This window comes from Enterobacter sp. EC_50 (genome assembly GCF_019584525.1).
GTDB classification, from domain to species: Bacteria; Pseudomonadota; Gammaproteobacteria; order Enterobacterales; family Enterobacteriaceae; genus Enterobacter; species Enterobacter roggenkampii.
Genome location: NZ_VDAF01000008.1, coordinates 129,820 through 154,518 on the forward strand (window position 1 = coordinate 129,820; position 24,699 = coordinate 154,518).

The following is a 24,699-nucleotide window of genomic DNA, read 5'->3' on the forward strand; positions in this document are numbered from 1 at the left end:
TGATCCGATGCGATTTATCCCGATGCGTTTACCGGCGACAGATACCAACCAGCAACTCTTCCATCCACTGGTGTCCTTTATCCCGTCCGGCCGCTTCATGCCAGGAGAGATAACAGGTTCGGCTATTTAACTTAAGCGGCAATGGCAAAATTTGCAGATTTAATGGGTCAGAAAACTCTTCTGCCAGCCAGCGCGGTGCAATCGCCACCAGCTGTGTCTGGGAGACCACGTTTAATACGCTGACCATCGCCATGCCCTGATAAGCCACGCACGCCTGTTTATCCGCAGTGTCATACCACGGCAGGCTAAAGGAAGCATATCTGTCGAGAGCAACAACGGCGTGCTGTTCGTTATAAACATCGTGTTCTCGCAGCGGAGAATTCAGACGTGGGTGTTTTTTACTGGCGACAAGAACCATTTCATCTTTAAAGAGCGGCACGCAGGAAAATTCCGGACGACGGAACTCTTCATACCCCAGCACGAATTCGATCTCCTGATAGCGTAACTGATGTTCCGTGTTTTGATTCAGGGATGATTTAAAAACCAGATTGATATTTGGTGCGATTTCTTCAACTTTATTATAAATAATCGACGTTAAATAATTATCTAATGGACTGCAGACACAAAGATGGAATACGCGCTCGCTGCTCAAGGGTTCAAAGCCCGATCCCGGCAGCTCATTTTGCACCAACTGCAACGCCTGGCGGATGGAACCGAACAGCTGGAATGCGCGTGCCGTAGGCTGGATCCCCCTCCCGTAACGAACGAATAATTCATCGTTAAACATGAGCTTGAGTCTGGCAACGGCATTACTCACAGCAGGTTGCGACATCCCCAACGCCTGGGCGGCACGGGTGATATTCTGTTCCTGCATGACCGCATCAAACACCGTCAGAAGATTAAGATCCACCGTGCGTAACTGCGGTTTAATCCCATCAGTAGCTTGAGGTTGTTTAATATTATTTTCTGGCACTTCTGACTCCACTGTCACGCTAAACTCCCTTTGCCAACGTACGCTAATCATCTCGAAATATATGATTTATCATGCAAATACGATCAGCGAAAGAGAATTATTTAAAATTCAGAATATATAAAGACGCTATATAAACGAAAAAAAATAGCGCAAATGATATGTTTGACTTTAGGATTGAAATGAAACCATAAACCAAACAAATACACAATGACCGCCAGGTTAATGATGACTTAAGTATTATTAAACTGTTATCGCCACTGCTCTGCAGTTAGTTAATAACATGTTATCTCTTTTCGTTTTTCATTGAAGCGCAATAGATTCACCATAATTATAACTTAATGATATTAAAACCCTTTACGTACAGAACATTCTCAGTAACGCGCGTCACTCATTTGAAACAATTATATTTATTTGTTTCTGCAACTGTTTTCTTCAGTCCAAAATTAGACAATTAGTCGGGTCGTAAAAGCCAAAACCAGCACAATTAGCTAAAGTAATTATCCTGCTGATTACGCCCGTCGGGCCCGTTTTTATCATCAGGGGTTGACATCAACTGGCTTATCCAGTACCACTAAAAGCATATTGAATTTAACGGAGCACGATTCATGATTCGCACCATTCGTTTCACCGGTCTACTACTACTAAACGCATCCACTGTGCGCGGTAGACTGGCGGGCGAAATTCAGCGTTGAATCGTCACCAGTAAGACTAAAAACCCGCGCCACTGCGCGGGTTTTTTTATGCTCGTAGCAAGGCGCCCTAAGACTGACAAGGACCTAACCCATGAGCCAGCAAGTCATTATTTTCGATACTACTTTACGTGACGGTGAACAGGCATTACAGGCAAGCCTGAGTGTAAAAGAGAAACTGCAGATCGCGCTGGCTCTCGAACGTATGGGTGTCGACGTGATGGAGGTGGGTTTCCCGGTCTCGTCTCCGGGTGATTTCGAATCCGTCCAGACTATCGCCCGCACCATTAAAAACAGCCGCGTGTGCGGTCTGGCACGCTGTGTGGAAAAAGATATCGACGTCGCGGCTGAGTCGCTGAAAGTGGCCGAAGCGTTCCGTATCCACACCTTTATTGCCACCTCACCTATGCACATCGCCACCAAGCTGCGCAGTACGCTGGATGAGGTGATTGAGCGCGCGGTATATATGGTGAAACGCGCACGCAACTACACGGATGACGTTGAATTCTCCTGTGAAGATGCGGGCCGCACGCCGATTGAAGATCTGGCCCGTGTGGTGGAAGCCGCCATCAATGCCGGCGCCAAAACCATCAACATCCCTGATACCGTCGGTTACACCATGCCGTTTGAGTTCGCCAGTATCATCACCGGCCTTTATGACCGCGTACCGAACATTGATAAAGCGATTATCTCCGTCCACACCCACGATGATTTGGGTCTGGCCGTGGGCAATGCCATCGCAGCCGTCCACGCCGGCGCGCGTCAGGTAGAAGGCGCGATGAACGGTATCGGTGAACGCGCGGGCAACTGCTCGCTGGAAGAAGTGATCATGGCGATCAAAGTGCGCAAAGACATCATGGACGTGCACACCCGCATCAATCACAACGAGATCTGGCGCACCAGCCAGACCGTCAGCCAGATTTGCAACATGCCGATTCCGGCCAACAAAGCGATCGTCGGCACGGGTGCCTTCGCGCACTCCTCCGGTATTCACCAGGATGGCGTGCTGAAGAACCGTGAAAACTACGAAATTATGACCCCGGAATCCATTGGCCTGAATCAGGTCCAGTTGAACCTGACCTCCCGTTCCGGCCGTGCGGCGGTGAAGCACCGCATGGAAGAGATGGGTTATAAGGACAGCGATTACAACATGGATCAGCTGTACGACGCTTTCCTGAAGCTGGCCGATAAAAAAGGTCAGGTGTTCGACTACGACCTGGAAGCGCTGGCCTTTATTAACAAGCAGCAGGAAGAGCCAGAGCACTTCCGTCTGGATTACTTCAACGTGCAGTCCGGCTCCAGCGACATCGCCACTGCCTCTGTCAAGCTGGCCTGCGGTGATGAAATTAAGGCCGAAGCGGCGAACGGAAATGGCCCTGTGGATGCCATTTATCAGGCGATCAACCGCGTCACCGAGTACGACGTTGAGCTGGTGAAATATGACCTGACGGCCAAGGGCCACGGCAAAGATGCGCTGGGCCAGGTCGACATTGTTGTGACCCACAATGGCCGCCGTTTCCATGGCGTGGGCCTGGCGACCGATATCGTTGAATCCTCTGCGAAAGCGATGGTGCATGTGCTGAACAACATCTGGCGCGCCGCCGAAGTCGAAAAAGAGTTGCAACGCAAAGCTCAGAATAAAGAGAACAACAAGGAAACCGTGTAATGTCGAAGAATTACCATATTGCTGTGTTACCGGGCGACGGTATTGGCCCGGAAGTGATGGCACAGGCGCTGAAAGTACTGGAAGCCGTCCGCGCGCGTTTTGCGATGAAAATCACCACCAGCCACTACGATGTGGGCGGTATTGCGATTGATAACCACGGTACGCCACTGCCGAAAGCGACCGTGGAAGGCTGTGAAAATGCCGATGCCGTGCTGTTTGGTTCCGTCGGTGGCCCGAAGTGGGAACACCTGCCGCCTGCAGAGCAGCCAGAGCGCGGCGCGCTGCTGCCGCTGCGTAAACATTTCAAGCTGTTCAGCAACCTGCGTCCGGCGAAGCTGTATCAGGGCCTGGAAGAGTTCTGCCCGCTGCGCGCGGATATCGCCGCCAACGGCTTCGACATTCTGTGCGTGCGTGAACTGACCGGCGGGATCTATTTCGGTCAGCCAAAAGGGCGCGAAGGCAGCGGCCAGCATGAGAAGGCGTTCGACACTGAAGTGTATCACCGCTTCGAAATTGAACGTATCGCCCATATCGCCTTTGAGTCAGCGCGCAAGCGCCGCCATAAAGTGACCTCCATTGATAAAGCGAACGTGCTGCAGTCTTCCATCTTGTGGCGCGAGATCGTCAGCGAAGTCGCGAAGCAGTACCCGGACGTTGAGCTGTCGCACATGTACATCGACAACGCGACCATGCAGCTGATTAAAGATCCGTCCCAGTTTGACGTGCTGCTGTGCTCCAACCTGTTCGGCGACATTTTGTCAGACGAGTGCGCGATGATCACCGGCTCTATGGGCATGCTGCCATCCGCCAGCCTGAATGAAGAAGGTTTTGGCCTGTACGAGCCGGCAGGCGGTTCCGCGCCGGATATTGCGGGCAAAAACATCGCTAACCCGATTGCGCAGATCCTCTCTCTGGCCCTGCTGCTGCGCTACAGCCTGGATGCAGGCGATGCAGCAACCGCAATTGAAAATGCCATTAACCGGGCGTTAGAAGAAGGCGTTCGTACCGGTGATTTATCACGCGGCGCGGCGGCAGTCAGTACCGATGAAATGGGCGACATTATTGCCCGCTATGTCGCTGAAGGGGTGTAATCATGGCCAAAACGTTATACGAAAAATTGTTTGATGCGCACGTTGTCTACGAGGCACCAAACGAAACCCCACTGCTGTACATAGACCGTCATCTGGTACACGAAGTGACCTCTCCTCAGGCATTTGACGGCCTGCGCGCGCACAAGCGCCCGGTACGTCAGCCGGGTAAAACCTTCGCGACGATGGATCACAACGTTTCCACCCAGACCAAAGACATTAATGCCTCGGGTGAGATGGCGCGTATCCAGATGCAGGAGCTGATCAAGAACTGCAACGAATTTGGCGTTGAGCTGTACGATCTGAACCACCCCTATCAGGGCATCGTTCACGTGATGGGGCCAGAGCAGGGAATTACCCTGCCGGGCATGACCATCGTCTGCGGCGACTCCCATACCGCAACCCACGGCGCGTTTGGCGCCCTGGCGTTCGGGATTGGCACGTCTGAAGTTGAACACGTGCTGGCGACGCAGACCCTGAAGCAGGGCCGCGCCAAAACGATGAAGATTGAAGTGAAGGGCAAAGCGGCACCTGGCATTACCGCGAAAGACATCGTGCTGGCGATCATCGGTAAAACCGGCAGCGCAGGCGGTACCGGCCACGTCGTTGAATTCTGCGGCGACGCGATTCAGGCGCTGAGCATGGAGGGTCGCATGACCCTGTGCAATATGGCCATTGAGATGGGTGCCAAAGCCGGTCTGGTCGCGCCAGATGAAACGACCTTCAACTATGTGAAGGGCCGTCTGCACGCGCCGAAAGGCCAGGATTTTGACGACGCGGTAGCGTACTGGAAAACCCTGAAAACCGACGACGGGGCAACGTTTGATACCGTTGTCACGCTGCAGGCAGAAGAGATTGCCCCTCAGGTGACCTGGGGAACCAACCCGGGCCAGGTAATTTCCGTCAACGACGCCATTCCCGATCCGGCCTCCTTCGCCGATCCGGTCGAGCGCGCCAGTGCGGAAAAAGCGCTGGCCTATATGGGGCTGAAACCCGGCGTACCGTTGACCGACGTGACCATTGATAAGGTCTTTATCGGCTCCTGCACCAACTCCCGTATCGAAGATTTGCGTGCGGCGGCAGAGATTGCCAAAGGCCGTAAGGTCGCACCGGGCGTGCAGGCGCTGGTGGTTCCAGGCTCCGGTCCGGTGAAAGCCCAGGCGGAAGCCGAAGGTCTGGATAAGATCTTTATCGAAGCAGGCTTTGAGTGGCGCCTGCCTGGCTGCTCCATGTGCCTGGCCATGAATAACGATCGCCTGAATCCGGGTGAGCGCTGTGCCTCCACCAGCAACCGTAACTTTGAAGGCCGTCAGGGCCGCGGTGGGCGTACCCATCTGGTCAGCCCGGCAATGGCCGCCGCTGCGGCAGTAACAGGCCATTTCGCCGACATTCGCAGCCTGAAATAAGGAGACAATCATGGCAGAGAAATTTACCCAACATACGGGCCGTGTTGTCCCGCTGGACGCCGCTAACGTTGATACGGACGCGATCATTCCTAAGCAGTTTTTGCAGAAGGTGACCCGCACCGGCTTTGGCGCGCACCTGTTCAACGACTGGCGTTTCCTGGACGATAAAGGCGAGGTGCCTAATCCGGATTTCGTTCTGAACTTCCCGGAGTACAAAGGCGCATCCATCCTGCTGGCGCGGGAAAACTTTGGCTGCGGCTCGTCGCGTGAACACGCCCCCTGGGCGTTGACAGACTACGGCTTTAAGGTGGTCATTGCCCCCAGCTTCGCGGATATCTTTTATGGCAACAGCTTCAACAACCAGCTGCTGCCGGTGACGCTGAGCGACGAACAGGTCGATGAATTGTTCGCGCTGGTTAAGGCAAATCCGGGCATGGCGTTTGAAGTGGATCTGGAAGCGGAAGTGGTGAAAGCCGGGGATAAAACCTACAGCTTCAGCATTGATGCGTTCCGCCGCCACTGCATGCTGAACGGTCTGGACAGCATTGGTTTAACGCTCCAGCACGAAGACGCCATCTCCGCGTACGAGAAAAAACAGCCTGCGTTTATGGGCTAAAGACAATGGCCCGCAAAAAGCGGGCCATTGATTTGTTTCGTGAAGCCGCCTTCCAGAATCAGACATCCTTAACCCGGCAAGTCAGCCCAAGCGTAACCACCGAAATCGCCGCAATCATCCAGTAAACTGAGCCATGCCCGTAACTTTGCGCCAGCGCCCCCTGAATCACGCCTGCCAGAATCACTCCGGTTGAAATACTGTTGGTAAAAAGCGTGGTCGCCGAGCCGGCACGACCGGGCATGAGATCCTGAAACCATAGCATGCCGATCCCGGCAACAATCCCGATAAACACGGCGTTAAACAGCTGCAGCGCCAGCAGCGCTTCGCGCGAATGGAAAAGGATCAGCCCCGCGTAGAACAGCACCCCGGCCGCCACGGCGACGATCATCATCCGACGCTTTCCAAAGCGCTTAACGTAGTAACCCGCCAGAATCATCGCCGGAATTTCCAGACCGGCAGCGGTGCCCATTAAGATCCCCGCGAGCTTGTCCGGTAAGCCCAGATCGCTGCTGATCCACAGCGGCATGTCGATGATGTACATGGTGTTGCAGGTCCACATCAGCGTGGAGGCAATAAACAGCATGCGGACGTTTTTGTCCTGCCAGCCGCTCACCTGGGTGAGCGGTTTATCCGCTGTCTGTTCGACGCGCGCCACGGACGGCAGTGCGAAGGCTATCAGCGCCAGACTGATGACAAAAATCCCGGCCGCGATGGAAAACATAGCGGTAAAGCCGTAGTTCAACGCCAGCATGAAGGCCAGCGGCGGGCCAATGACCCACGCCAGCGAGAGCTGGGCACGCATCACCGAGCTGAACATCACCACTTCCCGCGCCGAGCTATCCGCATATTCCCGGGCCAGCGCGAACAGCTGCGGCATGGCGGTGTTCGCAAGAGAAGCCAGCAGCACGCCGCAGGTAATGAGCGTCAGGTAATGACGATTGAAAGCAAAGAGCAGCGCGTTGCCCACGGCCATGGCGCAGCAAAAGAGGATCAGCTTACGACGATCGCCCTGGCTGTCCGACCGCTTCCCCAGCGCGAGGCTGACCAGGATCCCGGCTATCGCGTTGACGGTATAAAACAGCCCCACCCAGAACGGCTGTGCCCCCACCTCGCGGCTGAGAAACAGGCTCAGCGTCGGCGCCTGCAGCGCTCCCGCCACGCCCATCATAAAGGCCACCAGCATAAAAGCGGCATACACGCCGTTCAGGCGTCGCCCCATCGTTATCAACCACAGCATGCGCAAGTCCTTGTGAAAGCGAATCGAAATTGGGTGAAAGAATAAACGAAAAAAGCCAGCAAAAACATTTTGCTGGCGGGTGATTAGCACCAATACTCAGTCACACATGATCGAGGCGAGTCAGCGAGAAGAGGCCGGTTTCGTAACGTCCCACTGCATCAGTTCTTCTAACATTTTCAGCCGTTGCTCTGCACACGGGCGGGCCAGCCAGGACGATCCTTTTGTCGCTGAAAAGTACTGCTGATAAAACTGACGTGCGGTAGACCTCTTCATCATTTACCTCCTCGCTTCATCGGGAAGCATTATTGGCCTAATATAGGGATTAATAAATTGCTGGTTTTTTGTCAGGAGTTCCTCTTTTATGCCTTCCGGTCGTCTGCAGCAACAATTTATCCGCCTCTGGCAGTGCTGCGAGGGGCAATCGCAGGAAACCACGCTCAACGAGCTGGCTGACCTGCTTAGCTGTTCCCGCCGCCATATGCGCACGCTGCTCAATACCATGCAGCAGCAGGGGTGGTTAAGCTGGGAAGCGGAGGCGGGACGCGGGAAACGCTCGCGGCTGACCTTTCTCTACACCGGGCTGGCATTGCAGCAGCAGCGTGCAGAAGACCTGCTCGAGCAGGACCGTATCGATCAGCTGGTCCAGCTGGTGGGCGACAAGGCCGCCGTGCGCCAGATGCTGGTCTCCCATCTCGGACGCAGTTTTCGTCAGGGCCGACACATTCTGCGGGTGCTCTACTACCGTCCGATGAAAAATCTGTTGCCCGGCACGGCGTTACGGCGTTCTGAAACCCACATGGCCCGACAAATCTTCAGCGGCCTGACGCGGATAAATGAGGAAAACGGGGAACTGGAGGCGGATATCGCGCACCACTGGCAGCAGCTTTCCCCGCGCCACTGGCGCTTCTTCTTACGCCCCGGCATCCACTTTCACCACGGTCGCGAACTGGAAATGCACGACGTCATCGCCTCTCTGGAACGCGCCCGCAGGCTGCCGCTCTACTCGCATATTTCGCGCATCCACTCCCCCACGGCCTGGACGCTGGATATCGAGCTGGCGCAGCAGGACAAGTGGCTTCCCTGGCTTCTGGGCTATGTGCCGTCGATGATTTTTCCTGCCGAGTGGGAATCATTGAACAATTTTGCCAGCCTGCCGATTGGCACCGGGCCCTACTCCGTCTCCCGCAATAACAGCAACCAGCTGAAAATCCGCGCATTCGATGACTACTTTGGCTATCGGGCGCTGATCGACGAAGTGAACGTGTGGGTATTACCGGATCTCAATGAAGACCTGAGCTGCGGGCTGACGCTTGAAGGCCCCACCACCGGAGAAAAGGCCGTGGAGAGCCGCCTGGAGGAGGGCTGCTACTATCTCCTCTTTGACCGCCGCACCCACCGTGGGGCAAACCCGGCTGTCCGCAAGTGGATCAGCCACGTGCTGTCTCCTTCCAATCTTATCTACCATGCGGAAGAGCAATACCAGACATACTGGTTCCCGGCGTACGGCCTGCTTCCGCGCTGGCACCATGCCCGACCAACGCGCTGCGACAAACCCGCAGGGCTGGAGTCCATCACCCTGACATACTACCGCGATCATGTTGAGCATCGTTTTATCGCCAGGATCATGACCCGACTGCTGGCAGCGGAGGGAGTCAGGCTGGACATCAGGGAAGTGGACTATGACGAATGGCATCAGGGGGAAATCGCCAGCGATATCTGGCTCAACAGCGCTAACTTTACCCTGCCGCTCGATTTTTCCCTCTTCTCGCATTTGTATGAAGTCCCGCTGATCCAGCACTGCATCGACCGGGACTGGCAGCAGGATGCCGCCCTGTGGCGTGCGGGCGAGATGAATCTTGCCGTATGGTGCCAGCAGCTGCTGGCCGAGCAGGCGATCGTCCCGCTGATCCACCACTGGCTGATGATCCAGGGCCAGCGCAGCATGCGCGGCCTGCGGATGAACACCCTGGGCTGGTTTGATTTTAAATCCGCCTGGTTTGCGCCCCCGGAGCCATAACGCTTTCGTAATATTCACCAAATCATTACAATAGCGCCGTTCTCAACGGGGTGCTGCATCACAGATGTGCGCTGAGATAATACCCGTCGAACCTGATCCGGATAACGCCGGCGAAGGGATTTGAGGCTGTCGCTCAAAATCCTTTGCCACTCAACCCTGAGGTGCAAAGTGTTAAAAAAAGTTCTCCCCCTGCTGGCGCTGTTCGCGCTGCCCGCTTTAGCCAAGCCCGTTCTGACGGTCTACACCTACGACTCCTTCTCCGCCGACTGGGGCCCTGGCCCGGTTGTCAAAAAAGCCTTTGAAGCCGACTGCAACTGCGAGCTGAAGTTCGTGGCGCTGGAAGATGGCGTTTCGCTGCTCAACCGCCTGCGCATGGAAGGCAAAAACAGCAAGGCCGACGTGGTGCTCGGACTGGATAACAACCTGCTTGAAGCCGCCTCGCAAACCAACCTCTTTGCCAAAAGCGGCGTCGCGGCAGAGGCCGTTAACGTGCCGGGCGGCTGGAAGAACGACACCTTTGTGCCGTTCGACTACGGCTACTTTGCTTTCGTCTACGATAAAAACAAGCTGAAAAACCCGCCGAAGAGCCTGAAAGAGCTGGTGGAAAGCGACCAGAAGTGGCGCGTGATTTACGAAGATCCGCGGACCAGCACGCCGGGCCTGGGCCTGCTGCTGTGGATGCAGAAAGTCTACGGCGATAAGGCGCCGGAAGCGTGGCAGAAGCTGGCCGCCAAAACCGTCACCGTGACCAAAGGCTGGAGCGAAGCCTATGGCCTGTTCCTGAAAGGTGAAAGCGATCTGGTGCTGAGCTACACCACCTCCCCGGCCTACCACATTATCGCCGAGAAGAAAGACAACTATGCTGCGGCTGATTTTGCGGAAGGGCACTATCTGCAGGTGGAAGTGGCCGCGCGTACCGCCGCCAGCAAACTGCCGGAACTGGCCGAGAAGTTCCTGAAATTTATGGTTTCACCGGCATTCCAGAACGCCATTCCAGCGGGCAACTGGATGTATCCGGTCACCAGCGTTACGCTACCCGCAGGTTTTGAGCAGTTGACCAAGCCGAAAACCTCGCTGGAGTTTACGCCGCAGCAGGTCGCCGCGCAGCGTGCCGCATGGGTAAGTGAATGGCAACGCGCAGTCAGCCGTTAATTCCCGGCTGGTTACTCCCCGGATTGCTCGCCGCCGTCGTGATGGTGGCGGTCAGTCTGGGAGCCTTTCTTGCGCTGTGGTTTAACGCACCGGAGAGCGACCTGCTCGCCCTCTGGCACGACAGCTACCTCTGGCACGTTATCCGGTTCTCCTTCTGGCAGGCGTCTCTTTCTGCCCTGCTGTCGGCGATCCCGGCTATTTTTCTTGCTCGCGCGCTCTATCGGCGGCGTTTCCCCGGCAGGCAGGCCCTGCTGCGCCTGTGCGCCATGACGCTGATCCTGCCGGTTCTGGTGGCCGTTTTTGGCATTCTGAGTGTCTACGGTCGTCAGGGCTGGCTGGCCTCGCTGTTCGGCCAGCTTGGTATTGAGTGGTCATTCTCGCCTTACGGACTGCAGGGCATTCTACTGGCGCACGTGTTTTTCAATATGCCGATGGCAACGCGCCTCTTTTTGCAGGCGCTGGAGAACATTCCCGGCGAGCAGCGGCAGATTGCCGCCCAGCTCGGCATGCGCGGCTGGTCGTTCTTCCGTTTTGTCGAATGGCCGTGGCTGCGCCGCCAGCTCCCGCCCGTGGCGGCATTAATCTTTATGCTCTGCTTTGCCAGCTTTGCCACCGTGCTGTCACTTGGCGGCGGGCCGCAGGCCACCACCATTGAGCTGGCGATTTACCAGGCGCTGAGTTACGACTACGATCCCGGTCGCGCCGCGCTGCTGGCGATAGTCCAGATGGCGTGCTGTCTGGTGCTGGTGCTGTTGAGCCAGCGGCTGAGTAAAGCCATTCCCGCAGGTAGTCATCAAATAACCGGCTGGCGCGATCCGCAGGACAGCCTGCACAGCCGCATCAGCGATGTTATCCTGATCGCGCTGGCGCTGCTGCTGTTGATGCCGCCGCTGCTGGCCGTTATCGTTGACGGCCTGAACCTCAATCTTATGTCCGTCCTGCAACAGCCCGTTCTCTGGCAGGCGACCTGGACCTCGGTACGCATAGCGCTGGCTGCCGGATTGCTGTGCGTTATGCTGACCATGATGCTGCTGTGGAGCAGCCGTGAGCTCTACGCCCGCCAGGCGCAAAAAACCGGACAAATGCTGGAACTGACGGGCATGCTGATACTGGCGATGCCGGGTATCGTGCTGGCAACGGGCTTCTTTTTACTGTTCAACAGCACCCTCGGCCTGCCGGAAAGGGCCGATGGCATTGTGATTTTCACTAACGCCTTAATGGCCATCCCCTACGCGCTTAAGGTGCTGGAAAACCCGATGCGCGACGTCAACAGCCGCTACGGTTTGCTGTGTCAGTCGCTGGGCATGCAGGGCTGGCAGCGGCTGAAGGTTTTGGAACTGCGCGCGCTAAAACGTCCGCTTGCTCAGGCGCTGGCGTTTGCCTGCGTGCTCTCCATTGGAGACTTTGGGGTCGTGGCGCTGTTCGGCAATGACGATTTCCGCACGCTGCCGTACTGGCTTTATCAGCAAATCGGCTCTTACCGCAGTCAGGACGGCGCGGTTACCGCGCTGTTACTGCTGCTGCTGTGCTTTGCCTTATTTACCGTTATCGAAAAACTCCCGGGGCGTGATGTTAAAACTGACTGATGTAACCTGGCTCTATCAGCATCTGCCGATGCGCTTTACGCTCTCCGTTCAGCAGGGCGAGCGGATTGCGGTGCTTGGCCCAAGCGGTGCCGGGAAAAGCACCTTGCTCAATTTGATCGCCGGTTTTCTGCAACCTGCCAGCGGGTCGATAGCCATCGATAATCGTGATTTCACCGACGCCCCTCCGGCTAAACGTCCTGTGTCGATGCTGTTTCAGGAAAACAACCTGTTTACCCATCTGACGGTGCGGCAAAACATCGCGTTGGGAATGCATCCGGGGCTCAGGCTGAACGATGCCCAACGCGAAAAACTTGAAGTGATTGCCGCACAGATGGGGATCGCTGAATTCATCGACAGGCTCCCGGGCGAGCTCTCCGGCGGCCAGCGTCAGCGCGTGGCGCTGGCACGTTGTCTGGTGCGCGAGCAGCCGCTGCTGCTGCTGGATGAGCCGTTCTCGGCGCTCGATCCCGCGCTGCGCCAGGAGATGCTCGCCCTGGTGCAGGAGGTCTGCCAAAGCCAACAGCTTACGATGCTGATGGTGTCGCACAGTATCGAAGATGCCGCACGGATTGCGCCGCGATCGGTGGTGATCTCGGAGGGACGCATTTTGTGGGATGGAGCAACAGAAGCATTAATGAGCGGAAAAGAAAGCGCTTCTGGATTATTGGGTATAAAACCGTAGGCCGGGCAAACGCAGTGCCGCCCGGCGCTTAACGGCTCACAACTTTCAACAGGATCTCACCGTACACCGGCATCAGCGGGTGGCGAATCAGCGCCACAAGCGCCACCACGGCCACACCCAGCGTCAGCGGGGCCAGCCACAAAAGACGAGAGCGCGGAAGATAGCGCGTCAGGCGATCGACGCTCGCTTTCGCGCTGCGCCACAGGCGCCAGCAGAGCCAGACCGCCAGCCACAGCAGGACCGCCGTGCCCAGCAGCAGCCACTTGAACTCACAGCTTTGCATACCGTCAGGAATATCGATGGCCGCGCCCGCCAGGATCCCCGGCAGGAAGTAGAACGGCGGCCAGAAGACGCAGCCGATAATGTTCGGCACCACAAATTTCGCGACGGGCAGATCCAGCATCCCGGCCACCATCGGCACCAGCGGACGCGTTGGCCCAACAAAGCGGCCCACGAGGATGGTAAACATGCTGTGCTGGTGCAGCGCATGCTCGGTTTTATCGAGCAACGCTTTGTTCTTTTTCATGAACGACCAGCGGTGCAACGGCTTCTTAAAGCGCCAGCCCAGCCAGAAGGAGATCCAGTCCCCCAGCAGACAGCCGATAATCCCGGCCAGCCATGCCTGCCAGAAATTGACCTCACCGCTGCCGATCAGCGCCCCAAGCCCCGCCATCATCACGGTGCCGGGCAGGATTAACCCGACAAGCGCCAGCGATTCCAGAAACGCCACCAGCGCCACGGCGATGAGCGAGTACATAACGGACTGGGTAATAAAGTGTTCCAGCAATGCCTGCATAACTATTCCGGTCAGAAAACGAATCAGCGATTCTGCTTAGCGCCCTGCACCGCGTCAAGGCAACAATTGTCTGAATAGTTTACAGGTTGCTTTCTGCATTCACCTGTTTGTTTATCTTTTTTTACCGTTTATTCACATCCCGCGCGAAATTCACTGGGGCTGGCACCGGTACATTTTTTAAATACGCGGGAGAAATAGAGCTGATCCTCAAAGCCCACGTTGCGCCCCACGGTGGCGATGGGCATCCGGGTGGTGCTGAGCAGCAGCTTCGCCTGGCTGATGCGCTGATCCTCGCGCCAGCTCAGTACGCTGACGCCAAGCTGCTGGCGGAACAGGTGCGACAGCCGCGACGGCGACAGGCAGACGTGCTGGGCAACGCTGGCGATATCAAACTGGCTATCGGCCAGGTGGTCGCTGATGTACTGGCAGGCGTCGCGCACGCGGTTATCCAGCGGCGGATTCAGCGACGCGTTAATCGCCTCCATCCGCCGCAGCAGCAGCTGTTCAAGGAGGTTTATCGCCAGCAGTTCGGCATAGCGTCCACCAGCCTGCCCCGCCTCGATTATCTGGGCAAAAAGCTCGCGAAACTGCGCCAGATGCACCTCATCCGGGCGATAAAACCCGGTGTGTGCAAAAATAGCCGGCCAGGAAAGCCACTCCTGCCAGTAGGCGCGCGGACGGAAGTAGACCCACTGGTGATACCACTCTTTGGCATCCGGATGACGGCCATAGTGGTGGATCTCCCCCGGCGGGAACAGCAGGATATCCCCCGGGCGGCAGACGAACTGCTGGTCACCGTTCTTGATGATCCCTTCCCCCCGCACGGTCAGGTTGAGGATATACCCTTTCATCCCGAGCGGTCGGTCGACGTAAAAGTCGAGATATCCCTCAGCCTCGATAGGGGTCAGCCCCGCCACAAGGTGCGCGTTAAACGAGTATCCCGGCAGCAGGGGATCGTTCTGCGTTTCGGCCATAGATTCAGTTCTCCCAAGGGTCCTGAAGGAAACCAATTGTCCATATCACTAAATGCAGGTTAAAAATGGCCCGCGAAAAGATCCAAAAAGCATCACGCCGCTTTTACGTCCGCCATGTTTCAGCCTTTCCCCCTGATTTCTCCGCCAGAGCAGGCAGATAACCAGTAACAAAAGTGTCTATAAGTGCGGCAGAAATGTCCACATTGAATATTTGCACGGCGTCACACTTTCCGTTGTAACAGCAATTTAGTCCATAAGATTAGCGGATCCTGCCTGACGACTTTTGTCCCCAGTCTCTAATGTTCTTCCATACCTGTTTTTTCGATGGAGCAACACCATGGCAATTGCGATTGGCCTCGATTTTGGCAGCGATTCAGTTCGCGCGCTGGCAGTGGACTGTACGTCCGGCCAGGAGATAGCAACCAGCGTTGAGTGGTATCCGCGCTGGCAAGAGGGGCGCTACTGCGATGCGCCAAACAACCAGTTCCGTCACCACCCGCGGGACTACATCGAGTCGATGGAAGCGGCGATCAAAACCGTTCTGGCGGACCTGACCGACGCCCAGCGGGCCGATGTTGTGGGGATTGGCGTCGACAGCACCGGCTCTACGCCTGCCCCTGTGGATGCCGAAGGCCACGTGCTGGCACTGCGCCCGGAGTTTGCCGACAACCCGAACGCCATGTTCGTGCTGTGGAAAGACCATACCGCCGTGGAAGAGGCCGAAGCTATCACCCGCTTATGCCATCAGCCGGGCAAAACGGACTATTCACGTTATATCGGCGGGATTTACTCCAGCGAGTGGTTCTGGGCCAAGATCCTGCACGTCACCCGCGCGGACGCGTCTGTCGCACAGGCAGCGGCGTCATGGATTGAGCTATGCGACTGGGTTCCCGCCCTGCTCTCCGGCACCACGCGCCCGCAGGATATCCGCCGCGGCCGCTGCAGCGCCGGGCATAAATCCCTGTGGCATGAAAGCTGGGGCGGCCTGCCTCCGGCCGCGTTCTTTGATGAGCTCGACCCGATCATCAACAAGAGCCTGTCATACCCGCTGTTTACCGACACCTTTACCGCCGATATTCCCGTCGGCACCCTCTGTGAGGAGTGGGCGACGCGCCTCGGCCTGCCGCAAAACGTGGCGATCTCCGGCGGTGCGTTTGACTGCCATATGGGCGCTGTGGGCGCGGGCGCACAGCCAAACACGCTGGTCAAAGTGATCGGCACCTCCACCTGCGACATCCTGACGGCAGATAAAGCCACCGTAGGCGACCGCGCGGTAAAAGGCATCTGCGGCCAGGTTGACGGCAGCGTGGTGCCAGACTTTATCGGCCTCGAAGCCGGTCAGTCCGCGTTTGGCGATATCTACGCCTGGTTTGGCCGCGTGCTCGGCTGGCCGCTGGATCGGCTGGCGGCGTCACATCCTGAACTGAAAACCCAGATCGCCGAGAGCAAAAAGCAGCTCCTGCCGCAGCTTACCGACGCCTGGGCTAAAAATCCGTCTCTCGACCACCTCCCGGTGGTGCTGGACTGGTTTAACGGCCGCCGCACGCCGTTTGCCAACCAGCGCCTGAAAGGGGTGATTACCGACCTCAACCTGGCGACCGACGCGCCTGCGCTGTTCGGCGGTCTGATTGCCGCCACCGCCTTCGGCGCCCGCGCGATTATGGAGTGCTTCACCGAGCAGGGCATCGACGTGAATAACGTGATGGCGCTGGGCGGCATCGCCCGTAAAAACCCGGTGATCATGCAGGCCTGCTGCGACGTGCTGAACCGTCCGCTCCAGATTGTGGCCTCCGATCAGTGCTGCGCGCTGGGGGCGGCAATTTTCGCCGCCGTAGCCGCTGGCGTCCATGCGGATATCCCCACCGCGCAGCAGCATATGGCGAGTGCCGTCGAAAACACCCTTCAGCCGCGTGCCCAGCAGGCACAACGCTTTGAACAGCTTTATCAGCGCTACCAGCAATGGGCAAAAAGCGCCGAACTTCACTATCTCCCTGTCGCCGCCCCGGCCAAAAGCACCGCGGACACTACGGCAACCCTGACCCATTAAGGACACGATGATGACCATTTTTAATAACTATGAAGTGTGGTTTGTGATTGGCAGCCAGCATCTTTACGGACCGGAAGCGCTGCAGCAGGTAACGAAACACGCGGAGCATGTCGTTAACGCGCTGAACGCGGAAGCCAAACTGCCGTGCAAACTGGTGCTGAAACCGCTGGGCACGACGCCGGACGAAATCACCCACATCTGCCGCGACGCCAACTACGACGATAAATGCGCCGGTCTGGTGGTGTGGCTGCACACCTTCTCACCGGCAAAAATGTGGATCAACGGCCTGTCTATCCTCAACAAACCGCTGCTGCAGTTCCATACCCAGTTCAACGCCTCCCTGCCGTGGGACAGCATCGACATGGACTTTATGAACCTGAACCAGACCGCACACGGCGGCCGCGAGTTCGGCTTCATCGGCGCGCGTATGCGTCAGCAGCACGCGGTGGTCACCGGCCACTGGCAGGATGGCAAGGCGCAACAGCGTATCGGCGCCTGGATGCGTCAGGCGGTCTCTAAGCAGGATACCCGCCACCTGAAAGTGGTGCGTTTCGGCGACAACATGCGTGAAGTGGCGGTCACCGACGGCGATAAAGTCGCCGCGCAGATCAAGTTCGGCTTCTCAGTGAATACCTGGGCCGTGGGCGATCTGGTGCAGGTGGTGAATGACATCAGCGATGGCGACGTGAGCGCGCTGGTGGACGAGTACGAAAGCAGCTACCGCCTGACGCCTGCGGCACAAATCAACGGCGACAAGCGTCAGAACGTGCTGGATGCGGCGCGCATCGAACTGGGCATGAAGCGCTTCCTGCAACAGGGCGGTTTCCACGCCTTTACCACCACTTTTGAAGATCTCCACGGTCTGAAACAGCTGCCGGGTCTGGCAGTACAACGCCTGATGCAGCAGGGCTACGGCTTTGCCGGCGAAGGCGACTGGAAAACTGCCGCTCTGCTTCGCATCATGAAGGTGATGTCGACCGGTCTGCAGGGCGGCACCTCCTTTATGGAGGATTACACCTACCACTTCGAAAACGGCAATGACCTGGTGCTCGGCTCGCACATGCTGGAAGTGTGTCCTTCCATCGCGGTAGAGGAAAAACCGATCCTCGACGTGCAGTACCTCGGCATCGGCGGTAAAGCCGATCCGGCGCGTCTGATCTTCAACACCCGCACGGGCCCGGCCATCAACGCCAGCCTGATCGATCTGGGCGATCGTTTCCGCCTGCTGGTGAACTGCGTCGATGCGGTTGAAACGCCACACTCCCTGCCGAAACTGCCGGTCGCCAACGCCCTGTGGAAAGCACAGCCGGATCTGCCGACCGCGTCAGAAGCCTGGATCCTGGCCGGCGGCGCGCACCATACCGTCTTCAGCCACGCGCTGGATCTGAACGACATGCGTCAGTTCGCCGAGCTGCATGATATCGAGCTGACCGTCATTGATAACGATACCCGCCTGCCCGCATTTAAAGACGCGCTGCGCTGGAACGAAGTCTATTACGGTTCAAAACGCTAAGCCCTGAATGCCCGGTGGCACCGCGTTTACCGGGCCTACGGTTCTGTAGGCCGGATAAGCGAAGCGCCATCCGGCACTGGAGACAACAATGTTAGAAGAGCTCAAACGCCAGGTGCTCGAAGCCAACCTGGCGCTGCCGAAACATAATCTGGTCACCCTGACCTGGGGCAACGTCAGCGCCGTTGACCGCGGAAAAGGCGTGTTCGTGATCAAGCCTTCCGGCGTCGATTACGCGGTGATGACGGCGGACGATATGGTGGTGGTCAGCATCGAAACGGGTGAAGTGGTGGAAGGGAACAAAAAGCCCTCCTCCGATACGCCAACCCACCGCCTGCTGTACCGCTCATTCCCAACCATCGGCGGTATCGTGCATACCCATTCACGCCATGCCACTATCTGGGCGCAGGCGGGCCAGTCCATCCCGGCGACCGGCACCACGCACGCGGACTACTTCTACGGCACCATTCCCTGCACGCGTCTGATGACAGATGCGGAGATCAACGGCGAGTATGAGTGGGAAACCGGCAACGTGATCGTTGAAACCTTCGAAAAACGGGGAATCGACGCGGCGCAAATGCCCGGCGTGCTGGTGCACTCCCACGGCCCGTTCGCCTGGGGTAAAAACGCAGAAGACGCGGTGCATAACGCCATCGTGCTTGAAGAGATCGCCTATATGGGGATCTTCTGTCGACAGCTGGCGCCGCAGCTGCCGGATATGCAGCAAACCCTGCTGGATAAGCATTATCTGCGCAAGCACGGCGCGAAGGCCTACTACGGACAATAAACTGTATATATCCCCAGCATAAAACATTCAACCAGGCTATAATCAGGCCTGGTTTTGTTTTGTGGGATAGCGGCGTGACGCAGGCGCAAGAAGGCTTTTTACTGACCCGACACTGGCGGGATACCCCTCAGGGCACCGAGGTTGAATTCTGGCTGGCAACGGACAACGGCCCGCTGCAGGTGACGCTGCCGCCGCAGGAGTCCGTGGCGTTTATTCCTGAAGCGCACGTCGAGAAAGTGAAACAGCTGCTGCGCGGTGAAAACGGCTGGCGCATTACCCCGCTTGAACTGAAAGATTTCCACCGTCAGCCGGTTTACGGCCTCTACTGTCGCGCCCATCGTCAGCTGATGCGCTATGAAAAACTGCTCCGTGAAGCAGGCGTGACGCTCTACGAAGCGGATATCCGCCCACCCGAACGCTTTCTGATGGAGCGGTTTATTACCGCGCCCGTCTGGGTCGATGGTTCTCCGCAAAATGGCGGTCTCATCAACGCGCGGCTAAAGCCGAACCCGCACTACCGCCCGCCGCTGAAGTGGGTCTCCCTGGATATCGAAACCACCCGTCACGGCGAACTGTACTGTATAGGACTTGAAGGCTGCGGCGATCGGGTTGTCTATATGCTCGGGCCACCGAATGGTGATGCCTCCGCGCTGGATTTCCGGCTTGAGTATGTTACCAGCCGGCCGCAGCTGCTGGAGAAGCTCAACCAGTGGTTTGCCGACTTCGATCCCGACGTTCTGATCGGCTGGAACGTGGTGCAGTTCGACCTGCGCGTGCTGCAAAAACACGCCGAGCGTTACCGCATCCCGCTGATGCTCGGGCGCGGCAACAGCGAGCTTGAGTGGCGCGAACACGGTTTTAAGAACGGCGTTTTCTTCGCACAGGCGAACGGCCGCCTGATTATCGACGGCATAGAGGCGCTCAAGTCCGCCTTCTGGAACTTCTCGTCATTCGCCCTCGAAGCGGTGGCGCAGGAGCTGCTGGGCGAAGGCAAATCCATCGACAACCCCTGGGACAGAATGGACGAGATCGACCGGCGCTTTAACGAAGACAAGCCCGCGCTCGCCACCTATAACCTGAAAGACTGTGAGCTGGTCACGCGGATTTTCCACAAAACCGAGATCATGCCCTTCCTGCTGGAGCGCGCGACGGTGAACGGACTCGCGGCGGACAGGCACGGCGGCTCCGTGGCGGCCTTTAGCCACCTCTATTTTCCCCGAATGCACCGGGCAGGATACGTCGCCCCCAACCTCGGGGACGTGCCGCCGCAGGCCAGCCCCGGCGGGTACGTCATGGATTCCCGACCAGGACTGTATGACTCCGTTCTGGTCCTGGACTACAAAAGCCTCTACCCGTCGATAATTCGCACCTTCCTGATCGATCCCGTCGGGCTGGTTGAGGGGCTGGCCCAGCCGGATGATGGACACAGCACCGAAGGCTTCCTCGGCGCACGCTTCTCGCGGGAAAAACACTGCCTGCCCGACATCGTGGGCAACATCTGGCACGGCCGCGATGAGGCCAAGCGCCACGGCAACAAGCCCCTCTCACAGGCGCTGAAAATCATCATGAACGCCTTCTACGGGGTGCTGGGCACCAGCGCCTGTCGCTTCTTCGACCCGCGGCTGGCGTCGTCGATCACGATGCGCGGGCACGAGATCATGCGCCAGACTAAAGCGCTGATTGAATCCCGGGGCTATGACGTCATCTACGGCGACACGGACTCCACCTTTGTATGGCTTAAGAGCGCGCATTCCGAAGACGATGCCACGCAAATCGGCAAAGCGCTGGTTGCCTTCGTGAACGACTGGTGGCAGGAACATCTGCAGAAAGCGCGCTTAACCAGCGCGCTGGAGCTGGAATTTGAAACCCATTTTGCCCGCTTCTTAATGCCCACCATCCGCGGTACCGATCAGGGCAGCAAGAAGCGCTATGCCGGGCTGATTCAGGAAGGCGACGCGCAGCGGATGGTCTTTAAAGGGCTCGAGACAGTGCGTACCGACTGGACGCCGCTGGCCCAGCAGTTCCAGCAAACGCTCTATCTGCGGGTATTTCGCAATGAGCCGTATCAGGACTACGTGCGCGAGACGATCGCCAGCCTGATGGCAGGCGAACTTGACGCGCAGCTGGTGTATCGCAAACGCCTGCGCCGCCCGCTCGCGGAGTACCAGCGTAACGTTCCTCCGCACGTTCGCGCCGCGCGCCTCGCGGACGAAGAAAACGTCCGCCGTGGCCGCGCGCCGCAGTATCAGAATCGGGGAACCATCAAATACATCTGGACGATAAACGGTCCGGAACCGGTGGATTATCAGCACTCGCCTCTGGATTATGAACACTATCTGACACGTCAGCTTCAGCCGGTTGCCGACGGAATTTTGCCCTTCATCGACGATGATTTTGCTACACTAGTGACAGGGCAACTTGGCCTATTTTGACGCGTGACGAAATGGCTGCCATCCAGTACCATAGCGCCCTTTCCATTCCCGGACCCATTTTTCGATGACCGTCTTTTTTGACGGTGGTCGAACTATTGCCTGCAATTAAAGATTAGAGCCGAACAACTATGCCTTTTACACTTGGTCAACGCTGGATCAGCGATACAGAAAGCGAACTTGGATTAGGAACCGTCGTTGCCGTTGATGCGCGCATGGTTACCCTCCTCTTCCCTGCCACCGGTGAAAACCGCCTGTACGCCCGCAATGACTCCCCTGTAACCCGCGTGATGTTTAATCCGGGTGACACCGTGACCAGCCACGACGGCTGGCAGCTCAAGATTGAAGACGTAAAAGAAGAGAATGGACTGCTCGCCTACATCGGCACTCGCCTGGACACCGACGAGGCCAATGTCATCCTGCGCGAAGTGCTGCTCGACAGCAAGCTGGTGTTCAGCAAGCCGCAGGACCGCCTGTTTGCCGGGCAAATCGACCGTATGGATCGCTTCTCCCTGCGCTATCGCGCGCGTAAGTTCCAGAGTGAACAGTACCGCATGCCCTGGAGCGGCCTGCGCGGCCAGCGCACCAGCCTGATCCCCCACCAGTTGAACATCGCCCATGACGTGGGCCGTCGCCATGCGCCGCGCGTGCTGCTGGCAGATGAAGTGGGCCTGGGTAAAACCATCGAGGCGGGCATGATCCTGCACCAGCAGCTGCTTTCCGGCGCTGCCGAGCGCGTGCTGATTGTGGTGCCAGAAACCTTACAGCACCAGTGGCTGGTTGAGATGCTGCGCCGCTTTAACCTGCGCTTCTCTCTGTTCGATGACGAACGCTACGCCGAAGCCCAGCACGATGCGGACAACCCGTTTGAAACCGAACAGCTGGTGATTTGTTCTCTCGACTTCGTGCGCCGCAGCAAGCAGCGTCTTGAGCATCTGTGCGATGCCGAGTGGGACCTGATGGTCGTCGACGAAGCGCACCACCTGGTCTGGAGCGAAGACGCGCCGAGCCGCGAATATATGGCTATCGAGCAGCTTGCCGAGCGCGTGCCTGGCGTCCTGCTGTTGACCGCTACGCCGGAACAGCTGGGTCTGGAAAGCCACTTCGCCCGTCTGCGCCTGCTCGATCCAAACCGTTTCCACGACTTCGGGCAGTTTGTGGAAGAACAGAATAACTACCGTCCGGTTGCAGATGCCGTCGCGCTGCTGCTGGCGGGCAAGCGTCTTTCTGATGATGAACTCAACACCCTGAGCGATCTGATTGGCGAGCAGGATATCGAGCCGCTGCTGCAGGCCGCTAACAGCGACAGCGACAACGCGGAATCCGCGCGTAAAGAGCTGATCGACATGCTGATGGATCGCCACGGCACCAGTCGCGTCCTGTTCCGTAACACCCGTAACGGTGTGAAAGGGTTCCCGAAACGCGAGCTGCATACCATTAAGCTGCCGCTGCCGACGCAGTATCAGACGGCAATTAAAGTTTCCGGCATCATGGGCGCGCGCAAAACGCAGGAAGAGCGCGCCCGCGACATGCTCTACCCGGAACAAATCTACCAGGAATTTGAAGGCGATACCGGCACCTGGTGGAACTTCGATCCGCGCGTAGAGTGGCTGATGGGCTACCTGACCGCGCACCGCTCCCAAAAGGTGCTGGTGATCTGCGCCAAGGCGGCCACCGCGCTGCAGCTGGAGCAGGTCCTGCGCGAGCGCGAAGGCATTCGCGCCGCCGTGTTCCACGAAGGCATGTCCATCGTTGAACGCGACCGCGCCGCGGCGTGGTTTGCCGAAGAGGACAGCGGCGCTCAGGTTATGCTGTGTTCTGAAATCGGTTCTGAAGGCCGTAACTTCCAGTTCGCCAGCAACCTGGTGATGTTCGATCTGCCGTTCAACCCGGATCTGCTGGAGCAGCGTATCGGTCGTCTGGATCGTATCGGTCAGGCGCACGATATTCAGATCCACGTGCCGTATCTGGAAAAAACGGCCCAGTCCGTGCTGGTGCGCTGGTTCCACGAAGGTCTGGATGCGTTTGAACATACCTGCCCGACGGGCCGCACCATTTACGATCAGGTGCACGGCGATCTGATCGGCTATCTGGCCGCGCCGGAAAATACCGACGGCTTTGACGATCTGATTAAGTCCTGTCGTGAGAAGCATGACGCGCTGAAAGCGCAACTTGAACAAGGCCGCGACCGCCTGCTGGAGATCCACTCCAACGGCGGGGAAAAAGCGCAGGCGCTGGCTGAGAGCATTGAAGAGCAGGATGATGACACCAGTCTCATCAGCTTCTCCATGAACCTGTTCGACATCGTTGGCATTAACCAGGACGACCGCGGCGAGAACCTGATTGTCCTGACCCCGTCCGATCACATGCTGGTGCCGGATTTCCCGGGCCTGCCGGAAGATGGCTGCACCATCACCTTCGAGCGTGATGTGGCGCTGTCCCGCGAAGATGCCCAGTTCATCACCTGGGAACACCCGCTGATCCGTAACGGGCTGGATCTGATCCTCTCTGGCGATACCGGCAGCAGCACCATCTCGCTGTTGAAAAACAAGGCGCTGCCCGTAGGCACGCTGCTGCTGGAGCTGATCTACGTTGTGGAAGCGCAGGCGCCGAAACAGCTGCAGCTCAACCGCTTCCTGCCACCAACGCCGGTGCGTCTGCTGCTGGATAAAAACGGCACGAACCTCGCAGGACAGGTTGAATTTGAGAGCTTCAACCGCCAGCTGAGCGCGGTGAACCGCCATACCGGCAGCAAGCTGGTCAATGCGGTGCAGCAGGACGTGCATGCCATTCTCCAGCAGGGTGAAACCCAGATTGAAAAAGCGGCCAGAGCGCTGATTGACGCCGCGCGCAGTGAAGCCGACGAGAAACTGTCTGCAGAGCTGTCGCGTCTGGAGGCGTTGAAGGCCGTGAACCCGAACATCCGTGACGACGAGCTGGCAGCGATTGAAAGCAACCGTCAGCAGGTGCTGGAAAGCCTGGATCAGGCAAGCTGGCGTCTGGATGCCCTGCGTCTTATCGTTGTGACGCATCAGTAAACGGAG

At 57.7% G+C, this 24,699-nt stretch carries 19 protein-coding genes and 1 riboswitch; of the genes, 14 read left to right on the plus strand and 5 right to left on the minus strand.

All coding sequences use genetic code 11. The annotated features are described in order from the left end of the window. Positions 1-28: 28 nt before the first annotated feature. On the minus strand, positions 29-973 hold the full coding sequence (gene leuO, locus FHC48_RS08965; protein WP_025912169.1) for a transcriptional regulator LeuO: 945 nt from the start codon (positions 971-973) through the stop codon (positions 29-31). Positions 974-1,578: 605 nt separating this feature from the next. On the opposite strand from leuO, the gene leuL reads away from it, so the two are divergent. From leuL to leuD, 5 genes are all read left to right on the plus strand, one after another. Next, positions 1,579-1,665 (plus strand): leu operon leader peptide, encoded by an 87-nt coding sequence (leuL, locus tag FHC48_RS23795; protein ID WP_071530973.1) that lies wholly within the window; start codon positions 1,579-1,581, stop codon positions 1,663-1,665. A 91-nt stretch (positions 1,666-1,756) separates the two neighbouring features. Further along, a complete protein-coding gene (gene leuA / locus FHC48_RS08975) occupies positions 1,757-3,328 on the plus strand; it encodes a 2-isopropylmalate synthase (protein WP_059365223.1) in 1,572 nt (523 codons plus the stop codon). Then, positions 3,328-4,419: a 3-isopropylmalate dehydrogenase gene (leuB, locus tag FHC48_RS08980; protein ID WP_021240531.1), complete on the plus strand. Its 1,092-nt coding sequence runs from the start codon at positions 3,328-3,330 to the stop codon at positions 4,417-4,419. Before leuA ends, leuB begins: the two co-directional genes overlap by 1 nt. A gap of 2 nt (positions 4,420-4,421) precedes the next feature. Beyond that, a complete protein-coding gene (gene leuC / locus FHC48_RS08985) occupies positions 4,422-5,822 on the plus strand; it encodes a 3-isopropylmalate dehydratase large subunit (RefSeq protein WP_008501999.1) in 1,401 nt (466 codons plus the stop codon). Positions 5,823-5,832: 10 nt separating this feature from the next. Continuing rightward, positions 5,833-6,438 (plus strand): 3-isopropylmalate dehydratase small subunit, encoded by a 606-nt coding sequence (leuD, locus tag FHC48_RS08990; protein WP_059365224.1) that lies wholly within the window; start codon positions 5,833-5,835, stop codon positions 6,436-6,438. Positions 6,439-6,496: 58 nt separating this feature from the next. Here leuD and FHC48_RS08995 read toward each other — a convergent pair whose 3' ends face one another. Continuing rightward, entirely contained in the window at positions 6,497-7,675 is a 1,179-nt protein-coding gene (locus FHC48_RS08995) for a sugar efflux transporter (protein ID WP_220418797.1), read from the minus strand. 120 nt (positions 7,676-7,795) lie between these two features. Then, a complete protein-coding gene (gene sgrT / locus FHC48_RS09000) occupies positions 7,796-7,948 on the minus strand; it encodes a glucose uptake inhibitor SgrT (RefSeq protein WP_008502002.1) in 153 nt (50 codons plus the stop codon). An 88-nt stretch (positions 7,949-8,036) separates the two neighbouring features. Here sgrT and sgrR point away from each other — a divergent pair, with 88 nt between their 5' ends. The 4 genes from sgrR (at position 8,037) to thiQ (ending at position 13,112) form a co-directional block, all read left to right on the plus strand. Further along, positions 8,037-9,692, plus strand: coding sequence for an HTH-type transcriptional regulator SgrR (sgrR, locus tag FHC48_RS09005; RefSeq protein WP_059365226.1), 1,656 nt, complete (start codon positions 8,037-8,039; stop codon positions 9,690-9,692). 36 nt (positions 9,693-9,728) lie between these two features. Further along, positions 9,729-9,829: riboswitch (TPP riboswitch) on the plus strand. A 31-nt stretch (positions 9,830-9,860) separates the two neighbouring features. Further along, a complete protein-coding gene (gene thiB / locus FHC48_RS09010) occupies positions 9,861-10,844 on the plus strand; it encodes a thiamine ABC transporter substrate binding subunit (RefSeq protein WP_059365227.1) in 984 nt (327 codons plus the stop codon). After that, complete coding sequence (thiP, locus tag FHC48_RS09015) at positions 10,820-12,430, plus strand: thiamine/thiamine pyrophosphate ABC transporter permease ThiP (RefSeq protein ID WP_059365228.1); 1,611 nt, start codon at positions 10,820-10,822, stop codon at positions 12,428-12,430. Before thiB ends, thiP begins: the two co-directional genes overlap by 25 nt. Further along, a complete protein-coding gene (thiQ, locus tag FHC48_RS09020; RefSeq protein WP_220420523.1) occupies positions 12,414-13,112 on the plus strand; it encodes a thiamine ABC transporter ATP-binding protein ThiQ in 699 nt (232 codons plus the stop codon). Before thiP ends, thiQ begins: the two co-directional genes overlap by 17 nt. Before the next feature lie 28 nt (positions 13,113-13,140). On the opposite strand, the gene FHC48_RS09025 is transcribed toward thiQ, so the two are convergent. Together FHC48_RS09025 and araC are read right to left on the minus strand one after the other, a co-directional pair. Beyond that, entirely contained in the window at positions 13,141-13,908 is a 768-nt protein-coding gene (locus FHC48_RS09025; RefSeq protein WP_059365230.1) for a DedA family protein, read from the minus strand. A gap of 128 nt (positions 13,909-14,036) precedes the next feature. Then, positions 14,037-14,882, minus strand: coding sequence for an arabinose operon transcriptional regulator AraC (araC, locus tag FHC48_RS09030; protein WP_023293301.1), 846 nt, complete (start codon positions 14,880-14,882; stop codon positions 14,037-14,039). Between the two features lie 337 nt (positions 14,883-15,219). Between araC and araB the strand changes: the two genes are divergently transcribed. From araB to rapA, 5 genes are all read left to right on the plus strand, one after another. Then, the gene (araB, locus tag FHC48_RS09035) at positions 15,220-16,929 is read left to right on the plus strand and encodes a ribulokinase (protein ID WP_045406414.1); all 1,710 of its coding nucleotides are present in this window, start codon (positions 15,220-15,222) and stop codon (positions 16,927-16,929) included. Between the two features lie 10 nt (positions 16,930-16,939). Beyond that, the gene (gene araA / locus FHC48_RS09040) at positions 16,940-18,442 is read left to right on the plus strand and encodes an L-arabinose isomerase (protein WP_023293303.1); all 1,503 of its coding nucleotides are present in this window, start codon (positions 16,940-16,942) and stop codon (positions 18,440-18,442) included. 88 nt (positions 18,443-18,530) lie between these two features. Next, the gene (araD, locus tag FHC48_RS09045) at positions 18,531-19,226 is read left to right on the plus strand and encodes an L-ribulose-5-phosphate 4-epimerase (protein ID WP_059365029.1); all 696 of its coding nucleotides are present in this window, start codon (positions 18,531-18,533) and stop codon (positions 19,224-19,226) included. A 74-nt stretch (positions 19,227-19,300) separates the two neighbouring features. After that, positions 19,301-21,658 (plus strand): DNA polymerase II, encoded by a 2,358-nt coding sequence (polB, locus tag FHC48_RS09050; RefSeq protein WP_059365046.1) that lies wholly within the window; start codon positions 19,301-19,303, stop codon positions 21,656-21,658. Between the two features lie 128 nt (positions 21,659-21,786). Beyond that, the gene (gene rapA, locus FHC48_RS09055) at positions 21,787-24,693 is read left to right on the plus strand and encodes an RNA polymerase-associated protein RapA (RefSeq protein WP_008502013.1); all 2,907 of its coding nucleotides are present in this window, start codon (positions 21,787-21,789) and stop codon (positions 24,691-24,693) included. The last annotated feature ends 6 nt before the right edge of the window (positions 24,694-24,699 follow it).

Bases quoted from the DNA above. Each gene is read 5' to 3' on its own strand.
- leuL (WP_071530973.1), top strand. From the start codon at position 1,579: ATGATTCGCACCATTCGTTTCACCGGTCTACTACTACTAAACGCATCC.
- leuA (WP_059365223.1), top strand. From the start codon at position 1,757: ATGAGCCAGCAAGTCATTATTTTCGATACTACTTTACGTGACGGTGAA.
- leuB (WP_021240531.1), top strand. From the start codon at position 3,328: ATGTCGAAGAATTACCATATTGCTGTGTTACCGGGCGACGGTATTGGC.
- leuC (WP_008501999.1), top strand. From the start codon at position 4,422: ATGGCCAAAACGTTATACGAAAAATTGTTTGATGCGCACGTTGTCTAC.
- leuD (WP_059365224.1), top strand. From the start codon at position 5,833: ATGGCAGAGAAATTTACCCAACATACGGGCCGTGTTGTCCCGCTGGAC.
- FHC48_RS08995 (WP_220418797.1), bottom strand. From the start codon at position 7,675: ATGCTGTGGTTGATAACGATGGGGCGACGCCTGAACGGCGTGTATGCC.
- sgrT (WP_008502002.1), bottom strand. From the start codon at position 7,948: ATGAAGAGGTCTACCGCACGTCAGTTTTATCAGCAGTACTTTTCAGCG.
- sgrR (WP_059365226.1), top strand. From the start codon at position 8,037: ATGCCTTCCGGTCGTCTGCAGCAACAATTTATCCGCCTCTGGCAGTGC.
- thiP (WP_059365228.1), top strand. From the start codon at position 10,820: ATGGCAACGCGCAGTCAGCCGTTAATTCCCGGCTGGTTACTCCCCGGA.
- thiQ (WP_220420523.1), top strand. From the start codon at position 12,414: ATGTTAAAACTGACTGATGTAACCTGGCTCTATCAGCATCTGCCGATG.
- FHC48_RS09025 (WP_059365230.1), bottom strand. From the start codon at position 13,908: ATGCAGGCATTGCTGGAACACTTTATTACCCAGTCCGTTATGTACTCG.
- araC (WP_023293301.1), bottom strand. From the start codon at position 14,882: ATGGCCGAAACGCAGAACGATCCCCTGCTGCCGGGATACTCGTTTAAC.
- araB (WP_045406414.1), top strand. From the start codon at position 15,220: ATGGCAATTGCGATTGGCCTCGATTTTGGCAGCGATTCAGTTCGCGCG.
- araA (WP_023293303.1), top strand. From the start codon at position 16,940: ATGACCATTTTTAATAACTATGAAGTGTGGTTTGTGATTGGCAGCCAG.
- araD (WP_059365029.1), top strand. From the start codon at position 18,531: ATGTTAGAAGAGCTCAAACGCCAGGTGCTCGAAGCCAACCTGGCGCTG.
- rapA (WP_008502013.1), top strand. From the start codon at position 21,787: ATGCCTTTTACACTTGGTCAACGCTGGATCAGCGATACAGAAAGCGAA.